Here is a 10,233-nt window from a genome sequence, read left to right as displayed (position 1 = left end):
GGGACCGGCCCGACACGGAAGGACAGTGGACTGGCGGGACGCCCCCAGCCCTCCCCAGACCCGGACCAAGGGTGCACCGCCCACCCCCGACCCCGGCCGACCCCACCCCCACCCCCACCCCCGACCACCCAGCCCTCAGGCCCCGTTCCGCCTGAAAAGCAGGTGCGGGCAGGTGGGGTGCGGCCTAGCGTGGCGTCGATGAGCAGCGACTATCCATTCGCCGACGGCTACAACCTCGTCTGGGATCTGATCGGCTTCCGTGATGCGGACGAGGAGATAGTCGAGTCCGTTTCCCTGTCGCGGGACCAGTTCCTGGCGATCAGGCACCTCTTCGTGCTGGGTGACGATCCCTGGATGGTGGCGGGCGAGTACCGCGTGGCGCCCGGCGTCTGGGGGCACGTGCGCGGCGCCGTTCCGGACGTCCGGTTCCAGCGCGACGCGGAGTACTTCCTCGGCGCCCGTCAGGCCCTGCCTGACGGGCGCTTCTGGCGTCCGGCCCCGGGCGCGCCGGCGCCGGGGCCCGTTCCGCCCCCGTGAACTACCGTCACGACGATGACGGACATCGTGGGCGTGATCGAACGGCTGTGGCGGTACCCGATCAAGTCGACCGGCGGCGAGCGGCTGCGCTGCGCGGAGGTCGACGGGCGCGGGCTGGTCGGTGACCGGCTCTACGCGGTGCGCGACGGCGAGGGCAGGTTCGGGTCGGGCAAGAACACCCGGCGCTTCCGCCGCATGGACGGTCTGCTGCACCTGAGCTCCCGCTACCCGGAGGGGAGCGGGCGGCCGGAGCTGATCGACCCTCAGGGGGAGCCCGTGGCCGACCCCACGGCGTACCTGCGCACCTACCTCGGCCGCGACGACGTCGAGCTGGCCCGCGAGGGCGGGATCTCGCACTTCGACCAGTTGCCGCTGAGCGTCCTCACCACCGCCACCCTCGACTGGATCCGCGCGGAGATACCCGGCGTCCCGGTGGACGAACGCCGCTTCCGGCCGAACGTGCTGCTGCGCACCCCGCCCGGCACCCCGCCCTTCGTGGAGGACGAGTGGGCCGGACGCAAGGCGCATGCGGGGGACGGCCTGTGCGTGGAGTTCGTGCGCTCCAGCGAGCGGTGCGTGATGACGAACCAGGCCCAGCGGGACCTCCCGCACTCCCCACTAATCCTGAAGACCATCGCCCGGGCCCACGACAACCGGCTCGACATGCTCGCGGGCATCGTGACCCAGGGCACCGTACGGCTCGGCGATCCGCTGGTCCTGGAGTGACCCCGCCCGTCCCGCCGGCGAACGCCGTGCGGGTGCGGGTACGGGTGCGGGTACGGGGGCGGTGATGAGGCTCTTCGCCGGCTCGCCCCCGCTCCGTCCTAGTGCTCCGGCTCCCAGGCGCGGAGCAGGTCGAGCAGCCCCGCGTCTCCGTCAAGGTGCAGGGATTCGGCAGGGATGCGGTCGTACAGGTAGATGACCAACTCGCTGGCCGTGCCGCGGACGGAGACGCCGGCTGCGTCCGGGTCCTCGCCGGTCGTGGCCGTGGCCGTGGGCGCGGGTATGCGGGCGGAGCGTGCGCCGTCGCCGTCGACCGTGAGGCGCCAGGAGCGGCCCTCGGTGGCGTGGAAGTCGAAGGTCGTGGGCTTGTGCGGCCAGGCGCTGGGCGACGCCACGCAGGTGAACAGGAACTCCTCGACACCGTCGAGGGCGACCCCGGACGGCAGCGGCTGCGGGGCGCCCGTGGCGAGCTGGGCGTCGTAGGTGTGCACCGCGCTCTCCTGGACCCGGTGCTGGGCGACTCCGCCAGAGGTCCGCGGCGTCTGCAACCCAGTCCACCACGCCCAGCAGTCGGCGTCCGGGCCCGCCTCGCGCAGGGCGCTCAGCAGAAGCTGCGTCGACGCGGCCAGCCAGGCCAGCAGGGCCTCACGCTCCCGCGGCAACTCCAGAGCGGCGCGCGCAGCGGCGGCCTCGGCCGGGGGGCCGTCGGCAGGCCCCGCGGCGACGATGGCCGCCCAGAAACGGTCTCCCCCACCCAGGTGCTTCACCAGGTCGAACAGCGTCCACTCGGGGCAGGTCGGCACCGGTGCGTCGAGACTGGGCGCGGCGGCGACCGCGGCGCGGAAGGCGGTCGACCGCTCATCGATCAGCCGCAGCAGGTCAGGGAACTCAAGATTCTTTTCCACGCCGGATGTCTACCACCGTGCTCCGGTCACCGGACAGCGATTTTCACAGTCGCCGCCGGTCGGCCGTCGCGGACGTCGCGGACGTCGTCCTAGACGTCGTCCTGGCAGGCCTGACCTCCGTCCGCCCGGACCCAGACGCTCACCACGTGGGTCGTCGGGTGCGTCAGGCGGCCGCACAGCATGTCCAGCCGGACGTCCTCGGGGCGCAGGTCGCCGCCGCGCAGCAGCTCGCGGACGTACGCCTTGAACTCCGCCTGGTCCTGGGTCGCGAAGAGGCGTTCCCAGTGGCCGTCCTGCCGGGCCGCCCTCCACGCCTCGGACTCCCTGCGCTGCTGCGCCTTCCGCTTGCGCTGGCCCGGCACCCCGGCCGCCTTCCGGTTACTTCTTGGTCGGCAGGGCCGGGAGGGAGGGGAGCTTGCCCGGCTCGCTGCGCTGGAAGGTGTCCGTGCCGGCCGGGCCCTCCCAGGTGACCTTCAGGGTGGTGGCGTCGACCGAGTCGACCTTGCCCTTCGAACGGGTGGCGCCCGTCGGGCACTTCAGGTCGAGGGCCGAGCCGTTGCTGGTGCCCTCGCAGGTCAGGCCCGTGGCGGCCTCGACGACGAACGCCGTCTGGCCCTTGACCGTGAGCACCACGCCCTTGGCCGGGTTCTGCATGGAGATCCAGCCTCCTTCCAGGGTGCCGGCCTTCGCCGCGCCGCCCGCGCCGCCCGTCCCGCCCGTCGAGGGGGTGGTGGCGGCGGCCGGGGCGGAGGCGGCGGCGGAGGGCTGCTTGTCCGCGGCCTTGCCGCTGTCGCTGCCGCAGGCGGTCAGGGTCAGGGCGGCGGTGGCACCGACGGCGGCGACGGCGGTGAAGCGCAGGTAGCTGTGCACGGGAAGTCCCCCAGGGAAAGCGAGTTGATCGACGGAACGCGCCAAAGTACCAGCCGGTCCGGCGGGCAGAGGCACCCCCGGACACGCGGTGGAACCCGCCCGCGGTTCCGCGCCACCGCCTCAGAGGTACTGCGCGAACCCGTCCAGCGTGCGCAGCACCTCCGGCTCCGGGGCCGACGGGAGCTGCAGGACGACCTCCTCCAGGCCGAGTTCGGCGTAGTGGCCCATCTTCCCGGGAGTGGGCTGGACGGCGTACGGGACGACCTGGAGGGTCTTCGGATCGCGTCCGGCGGCCTCCCAGGCCCGCCGCAGGACCGGCACCGATTCGGTGAGGCCGCGGCCGCCGATGGGGAGCCAGCCGTCGGCGTGGTCGGCGATGGCGGCGAAGAGCTTCGGGCCGGCGGAGCCGCCGATCAGGGTGCGGGGTCCGTACAGGGGCCGGCCGGGGCCGAGTTCGCGCGGGGGCGTCGCCGGCTTGGGGTGGGCGGAGCTGGCCTGGACGGAGCCGTACGGGCCCTCGTACGCGGTGGGCAGCGGCGACCACAGGGCGCGCATCAGGGCCATGTGGTGGCGTACCCGGTCGCGCCGGGTGCGCCACTCGACGCCGTGGTCGGCGGCCTCCTCGACGTTCCAGCCGTAACCGATGCCGAGGGTGACGCGGCCGCCGCTGAGGTGGTCGAGGGTCGCGGCCTGCTTGGCGAGGCCGATCGGGTCGTGCTGGGCCACCAGGGTGATGCCGGTGCCGAGGTGGAGGCGTTCGGTCACGGCGGCGGCCTGCCCGAGGGCGACGAAGGGGTCGAGGGTGCGGCCGTACTCCTCGGGGAGTTCGCCGCCCATGGGGGCGTCGGTGGCGCGGTTGACGGGGATGTGGGTGTGCTCGGGAAGGTAGAGGCCGCTGAAGCCGCGCTCCTCCAGGGCGCGGGCGAGGCGGACGGGGGTGATGGTGCGGTCGGTGAGGAAGACGGTCGTGGCGATCCGCATGGGCGAGGGCACCTCCGAGTCGTGGGGAGGGCCAAGGTACGGCGTTCCGCGTCAGGAGGGCAGGGGGTGCCGCGCGGGTTCCGGGCGGGGCGGCCGGGCCGGTCCGGCGGAGGTTCCGGGCCGGGGCCGGGGCCGGGGCCGGGCGGCGGGGGCCAGGTGGGCGGGTGCGGGGCGGGCCGGTGGAGGGCTGCGGGGCGGGCCGGTCCTAGGCTCGCCGCCATGCAGCATCCCGTCGTGTCCACGCCGTTGACCGAGGCCGAGCTGGCCCTGGCCGAGCGCGAGCTCGGTGTGTCCTTCCCCGCCGCGTACCGCGCGTACCTGAAGGAGGCCGAGCACCCGCGGTGGGTGTACCCGCCCTTCCGTGACGAACGGGGCTGGGTCTGGGGCGCCGACGGCCCGGCGCCGGCGGAGCTGCTGCGGCTGCCGTTCCCGCACCCGGACTCGTACGTGGACGCGACGGCGGACCTGGAGGGGCGCGAGCCCCTGCCGGAGGACTTCGCCGACGAGCGGGCCTTCGGGGAGGCCTGGCAGGCGTGGGACCGGGAGTACGAGGTCTTCCAGGACGCGAAGACCGTGGGCTCGGTGGTCCTCCAGGACAACGGCTGCGGCTTCTCCACGCGGCTCGCGATCACCGGTCCGCTGGCCGGCACGGTGTGGTGGGACGGCCGGGCCACCTGCGACCTGATCGTGCCGCTTTCCCCCGACCACCCCGGCGGCGGCCACCCGGCGACCTTCGACGATTGGCTGCGCCACGGGTCGTGGGACCTGCTGCCGGCCGGCTGGGGCCAGGGGGGATCCGGGGTTCAGGCCGTCGGGACCGGGTAGCGGGCGAGCCAGCCGGGGGCGGAGACCGAGGGGCCGTGCAGGGCGGGGCCCTGGGTCATCTCCAGGGCGAAGTCGTCGGCGAGTTCCAGCAGTGTGGCCCGGCCCTCCAGTGCGGCCAGCCAGGCGGCCGGGAGGGCCGTCTCGCCGTGCAGGGCGCCGAGGAGGGCCCCGCACAGGGAGCCGGTGGCGGCGGAGTCGCCGCCGTGGTTCACGGCGAGGCGCAGCCCGTGCGGGACGTCCTCGGCGACCAGGGCGCAGTAGACGGCGACGGCGAGGGCGTCCTCGGCGCCGGGGCCCCCGCGTCCGTCCCCCGGGGTGAGGGCCTCGACGGCGGCGGGGCCGGGCGCGCCCCGGGTGACGGCGGCGACCGCGCGCCGGAGGGCGTCGGTGACGGGCTGGTGGCCGGGGAGGGCGGCGAGCAGGGCGAGGGCGCGCCGGAGGGCGGTGTCCAGGGACTCGCCCCGGGTCAGGCCGTGGACGATCACGGCGAAGGTCCCTGCCGAGAGGTACGCGGTGGGGTGGCCGTGGCTCTGGACGGCGCATTCGACGGCCAGTTGCAGCACCAGGGCGGATTCCCAGCCGACCAGCAGCCCGAAGGGGGCCGAGCGGACGGTGGCGGCGGCGTCCCGTGCGGTGGGGTTCTTCGGCGTGTCCAGGGTGGCGAGGGTGTCGTCGGCGAAGCCGGTCAGGCAGGCCCGTTCGGGGGCGCGCCGGGCGTAGAGCCATTCCTCGTTGGCGAGCCAGCCGTTGTCCTCGCGGCGCTCGTCGGGGCCCCAGTCGTGCTGGGTCGCGGCCCAGCGGCGGTAGGCGCGCTGGACGTCGGTCGGCGGGTGCCAGGCGCCGGTGTCCCGGCGGACGTGGGCGCGGATCAGGCCGTCCACCGTGAACAGGGTCAGCTGGGTGGCGGCGGTGACGGCGCTGCGGCGGCCGTGGGCGGGGACCGGGGCGGTGAGGCCCGCCGGGCCGTGGGCCTCGTGGACGGCGTGGAGGGAGAGTCCGGCGAGCGGTGCGCCGAGGGCGTCGCCGAGGGCGGAGCCGAGGAGGGTGCCGCGCACCCGGCTGCGGAAGTCCTGTTGCTCGGCCCGGCCCCACAGCGCCGCGGGGGCGGTGGGAGCCACCGAGGCCGGTGGGGCCATGGGGGCGGGGGTCGACGGAACCGGTGGGGCCACGGGAGCCGCTGGAACCGGTGGAGCCGCGGGAGCGGTGGAAGCCGGTGGAGCAGCGGGAGTTGGTGGAGCCGGTGGAGCCACGGGGGTCGGTGGAGTCATGGCAGCGGGTGGAGCCAGGGGAGCCGGTGGAGCCGGTGGAGTCACGGCCGCCGGTGGAGCCGCGGAAGTCGCGGGAGCCGGTGGAGTCCGGCCTTCGGGCGCGTGCGTGGGCTCGGGCGTGGCCGTCGTGCCCGCTGTGATGGTCGTGTCCATGTCGTTTCCCCCCAGGCTCCCGGGCACTGTAGTGGACGGGTCCGGCCGAATCCGGAAGGCCTTCGGCACCTCGCCGCCAAGTGGGCGGAGAACGGCCGAATCGCGAACGGTTCCAGCCGCCACCCTGGCGCATGGCACGTTTTGCCACTTGCCTTCCAGTCGGCCGGTTCCGGCCATGCCTCGTTCACGCGGCGTTCTCCGCCCGCCCAGAGCCTCGTAGCCATGAAGAAGGCACTCCCGAAGGCACTCCTCGCCGCGACCGTCGTCGCCTCCGCACTCACCGCCTCGCTGGTCGCGGCCCCCGCCGCCACCGCCGCCGGCTGGGAGCTCCCCTGGAACAACGGCCATCAGGGCCGCTCCGGCATCCCCTTCACCGAGGCCACGGTCACCGCCGGAGCCGACGGCTCGTACACCCTCGCGTGGAGAGCCAAGGGCACCGGGCGCGTCGAGATCAAGGCCAACGGCAAGGTCGTCGCCCAGGGCGGCGCCCAGGGCCGCGCCGTGGTCAAGGGCCTGCCCGCCGCCGACCGCCAGTGGTTCGACTTCCGGCCGGAGCGCGGCGAGGGCCTGCGCCTGGCCGACCGGCTGGTCAAGCTGGAGGGCACGGTCAACTTCCGCGACGCGGGCGGCTACCGCACCGCGAGCGGCCAGTGGGTCAAGATGGGCGAGATCTACCGCTCCGACGCCCTGAACAAGCTCACCGCGAACGACCTGGCCAAGCTCCAGCGGCTGCGCGTCAGGACGGTCTTCGACCTGCGCATGCAGGACGAGCGCACCAAGGACGCCGACAAGGTCCCGGCGGGCGCCGCCTACGTCGTCGCCGACGTCTTCGCCGGCTCCGGTTCCTTCCAGACCCTGCCGAAGACCCCCGACGAGGCCGTCAAGGCCATGGTCGACGCCGAGAAGGCCATGGTCGGCGGCGACGGCGGCAAGAAGGCCTACGCGCGGGTCTTCGAAGGGATCGAGAAGGACCGCAGCCGCTCCGTCCTCTTCCACTGCACCGCCGGCAAGGACCGCACGGGCTGGGCGAACGCCACCCTGCTGACCGCCCTCGGCGTCCCGCAGGAGACGGTCATGGCCGACTACCTGGCCAGCAACGACTACCGCAAGGCCGCCAACGACGCCGTCCTCTCGCACCTGCCCGCCCCGCAGGCCGCCGTGTACAAGCCGATGCTCGACGTGCGCCCCGAGTACCTCAACTCCGGCTACGACGAGGTCAAGGCCAGGTACGGCTCCTTCGACCGCTACCTCAAGGACGGCCTCGGCATCGACGCCCGCGAGCTGAAGCAGCTCAGGAAGGACCTCCTCGTCGGCTGATCCCCGCCGCCGCGGAACACGGGCCCGGCCGGACGCCACACCGGCCGGGCTCCCGCGTTCCCGCTCAGTCCAGTACCGGCAGCAGCTCCGGCAGGTGGCCGTCCGAGGCGCGCGCCGCCTCCTGCCGTTCCCGCGGGACCTCCCCGTACAGCGTCGTACGGGCCTTCGCGGGCCGGCCCGCCGCCTCCGCGACCGCGATCAGGTCCCGGACGGACTTGTACGAGCCGTAACCCGACCCCGCCATCCGGGAGATCGTCTCCTCCATCAGCGTGCCGCCCAGGTCGTTCGCCCCGGAGCGGAGCATCTCGGCCGCGCCCTCCGCCCCCAGCTTCACCCAGCTGGTCTGGATGTTGGTGATGTGCGGGTGCAGCAGCAGCCGGGCCATCGCCGTGACCGCCCGGTTGTCCCGGACCGTCGGGCCGGGCCGGGCGATGCCCGCCAGGTACACCGGGGCGTTGGTGTGGATGAAGGGGAGCGTCACGAACTCCGTGAAGCCGCCGGTCCGCTCCTGGATCCGGGCCAGGGTGCGCAGGTGCCCCAGCCAGTGCCGGGGCTGGTCCACGTGGCCGTACATCATGGTGGACGAGGACCGGATGCCGAGCTCGTGCGCGGTGGTGACCACATCGATCCAGTCCGCCGTCGGCAGCTTCCCCTTGGTCAGGACCCAGCGGACCTCGTCGTCCAGGATCTCGGCCGCCGTGCCCGGGATCGAGTCCAGCCCGGCCTCCTTGGCGGCCGTGAGCCAGTCCCGTACGGACATCCCCGTCCGGGTGGCGCCGTTGACGACCTCCATCGGGGAGAAGGCGTGCACGTGCATGCCGGGGACCCGCTCCTTCACCGCGCGCGCGATGTCGAAGTAGGCGGTCCCGGGCAGGTCGGGGTGGATGCCGCCCTGCATGCACACCTCGACGGCGCCCACGTCCCAGGCCTGCGCGGCCCGGTCGGCGACCTGGTCCAGGGAGAGGGTGTAGGCGTCGGCGTCCGTACGGCGCTGCGCGAAGGCGCAGAAGCGGCAGCCGGTGTAGCAGACGTTGGTGAAGTTGATGTTCCGCGTGACGATGTAGGTGACCTCGTCGCCCACCACCGCGGCGCGCAGCTCGTCCGCGATCCGGCACAGCGCGTCCAGCGCCGGGCCGTCCGCGTGCAGCAGGGCGAGGGCCTGCGCGTCGGTGAGCCGCGTCGGGTCGTCGGCGGCCTGCGCCAGGGCCGCCCGTACGTCGGTGTCGATGCGCTCGGGGACCATGCCGGGGGCCGCGGCCTCGCGCAGGGCCTCCCAGTCGCCGTAGACGTGGTCGAAGTCCTCGCGGCGGTCCCCGGTACGGCCCTCGGTGTCGATGGCGGTGTGCAGGTCGGTGCGCCCGTACGCGGCGAAGCCCTCGTCGGGCTCCTGCCACGGCCGGCCCTCCACCGTCGCGGCCGCGTCGGCCAGACCCGTCTGCGGGTCGGCCAGCGCGCGCACGTGCGGCAGCAGCCGGGGGTCCAGCCACGGCTCCCCGCGCCTGAGGAACTCCGGGTAGATCGTGAGCCGTTCGCGCAGCTCGAAGCCGGCGGCGGCGGTGCGCTCCGCGAGCTCCTCGATGTGCGGCCAGGGCCGCTCCGGGTTGACGTGGTCCGGGGTCAGCGGGGAGACCCCGCCCCAGTCGTCGATCCCGGCGCCGATCAGCAGGGCGTACTCGGCGTCGACCAGGTTCGGCGGGGCCTGGATGCGGGCGCTCGGGCCCAGGATGTGCCGGGCCACGGCGATGGCGGCGGCCAGCTCCTCCAGCTCGGCGTCCGGCATGCCGCGCATGGCCGTGTCCGGCTTGGCGCGGAAGTTCTGGACGATGACTTCCTGGATGCCGTGGTAGCTGCGCTGGATCCGGCGCAGCTCGAAGAAGGCCTCGGCGCGCTCCTCGTAGGACTCGCCGATGCCGATGAGCACCCCGGTGGTGAAGGGCACGTTGGAGCGGCCCGCGTCCTCCAGGACCCGCAGCCGCACGGCGGGCTCCTTGTCGGGGGAGCCGTGGTGCGGGCCGCCGGGCTCGGACCACAGGCGGGTGGCGGTGGTCTCCAGCATCATGCCCATGGACGGGGCGACGGGCTTGAGGCGCTGGAGCTCCGCCCACGACAGCACGCCCGGGTTGAGGTGGGGCAGCAGGCCCGTCTCCTCCAGTACCCGGATCGCCATGGCCCGTACGTAGGCGAGGGTGTCGTCGTAGCCGTGCGCGTCCAGCCACTCGCGGGCCTCGGGCCAGCGCTCCTCCGGGCGGTCGCCGAGGGTGAACAGGGCTTCCTTGCAGCCCATCGCCGCGCCCTGGCGGGCGATGTCGAGGACCTCGTCGGGGGAGAGGTACATGCCGTGCCCGGCCTTGCGGAGCTTGCCGGGCACCGTCACGAAGGTGCAGTAGTGGCACTTGTCGCGGCACAGGCGGGTGAGGGGGATGAAGACCTTGCGCGAGTACGTGATCACGCCGGGGCGCCCGGCGGCGGCGAGCCCGGAGTCCCGGACGCGGGCGGCGGAGGCGGCGAGGTCCTTGAGGGCCTCGCCGCGCGCCCGCAGGAGTACGGCGGCCTCGGTCGCGTCCAGCGCGACGCCGTCGCGGGCCCGCCGGAGCGCGCGGCGCATGGCGTTGTCGGTGGGAGCGTCGCTCGGAGTGGTCATACGGCGAGCATAC

At 74.2% G+C, this 10,233-nt stretch carries 10 protein-coding genes; 4 read left to right on the top strand and 6 right to left on the bottom strand.

Annotated elements, in window-relative coordinates; genetic code table 11:
* The first annotated feature begins 198 nt into the window (after nucleotides 1–198).
* Nucleotides 199–537, top strand: a complete 339-nt coding sequence (locus ACZ5D2_RS32885; protein ID WP_371677231.1) for a hypothetical protein — start codon at nucleotides 199–201, stop codon at nucleotides 535–537.
* A 15-nt stretch (nucleotides 538–552) separates the two neighbouring features.
* On the top strand, nucleotides 553–1,263 hold the full coding sequence (locus ACZ5D2_RS32880) for an MOSC domain-containing protein (protein ID WP_468934474.1): 711 nt from the start codon (nucleotides 553–555) through the stop codon (nucleotides 1,261–1,263).
* 98 nt (nucleotides 1,264–1,361) lie between these two features.
* Here the strand turns inward: ACZ5D2_RS32880 and ACZ5D2_RS32875 are convergent, their stop codons facing one another.
* The 4 genes from ACZ5D2_RS32875 to ACZ5D2_RS32860 all read right to left on the bottom strand — a co-directional run bounded on the left by ACZ5D2_RS32875 (nucleotide 1,362) and on the right by ACZ5D2_RS32860 (nucleotide 4,016).
* Complete coding sequence (locus ACZ5D2_RS32875) at nucleotides 1,362–2,165, bottom strand: maleylpyruvate isomerase family mycothiol-dependent enzyme (protein WP_468934471.1); 804 nt, start codon at nucleotides 2,163–2,165, stop codon at nucleotides 1,362–1,364.
* Between the two features lie 89 nt (nucleotides 2,166–2,254).
* The gene (locus tag ACZ5D2_RS32870) at nucleotides 2,255–2,527 is read right to left on the bottom strand and encodes a hypothetical protein (RefSeq protein WP_371677228.1); all 273 of its coding nucleotides are present in this window, start codon (nucleotides 2,525–2,527) and stop codon (nucleotides 2,255–2,257) included.
* A gap of 16 nt (nucleotides 2,528–2,543) precedes the next feature.
* A complete protein-coding gene (locus ACZ5D2_RS32865; protein WP_371677227.1) occupies nucleotides 2,544–3,035 on the bottom strand; it encodes a hypothetical protein in 492 nt (163 codons plus the stop codon).
* Between the two features lie 120 nt (nucleotides 3,036–3,155).
* On the bottom strand, nucleotides 3,156–4,016 hold the full coding sequence (locus tag ACZ5D2_RS32860; RefSeq protein ID WP_371677226.1) for a TIGR03619 family F420-dependent LLM class oxidoreductase: 861 nt from the start codon (nucleotides 4,014–4,016) through the stop codon (nucleotides 3,156–3,158).
* A gap of 219 nt (nucleotides 4,017–4,235) precedes the next feature.
* Here ACZ5D2_RS32860 and ACZ5D2_RS32855 point away from each other — a divergent pair, with 219 nt between their 5' ends.
* Nucleotides 4,236–4,841, top strand: a complete 606-nt coding sequence (locus tag ACZ5D2_RS32855; protein WP_468934466.1) for an SMI1/KNR4 family protein — start codon at nucleotides 4,236–4,238, stop codon at nucleotides 4,839–4,841.
* On the opposite strand, the gene ACZ5D2_RS32850 is transcribed toward ACZ5D2_RS32855, so the two are convergent.
* Complete coding sequence (locus ACZ5D2_RS32850) at nucleotides 4,820–5,977, bottom strand: ADP-ribosylglycohydrolase family protein (RefSeq protein WP_371677224.1); 1,158 nt, start codon at nucleotides 5,975–5,977, stop codon at nucleotides 4,820–4,822. The genes ACZ5D2_RS32855 and ACZ5D2_RS32850 overlap by 22 nt on opposite strands.
* A 507-nt stretch (nucleotides 5,978–6,484) precedes the next feature.
* Between ACZ5D2_RS32850 and ACZ5D2_RS32845 the strand changes: the two genes are divergently transcribed.
* Nucleotides 6,485–7,579 (top strand): tyrosine-protein phosphatase, encoded by a 1,095-nt coding sequence (locus ACZ5D2_RS32845; protein WP_468934462.1) that lies wholly within the window; start codon nucleotides 6,485–6,487, stop codon nucleotides 7,577–7,579.
* 64 nt (nucleotides 7,580–7,643) lie between these two features.
* Here the strand turns inward: ACZ5D2_RS32845 and ACZ5D2_RS32840 are convergent, their stop codons facing one another.
* On the bottom strand, nucleotides 7,644–10,220 hold the full coding sequence (locus tag ACZ5D2_RS32840) for a bifunctional FO biosynthesis protein CofGH (RefSeq protein WP_468934460.1): 2,577 nt from the start codon (nucleotides 10,218–10,220) through the stop codon (nucleotides 7,644–7,646).
* Between the last annotated feature and the right edge of the window lie 13 nt (nucleotides 10,221–10,233).

The organism is Streptomyces sp. NPDC031479 (genome assembly GCF_055581065.1).
Note: the sequence above shows the minus strand (reverse complement) of the source record. Positions and strands in the feature narration are given on the sequence as shown.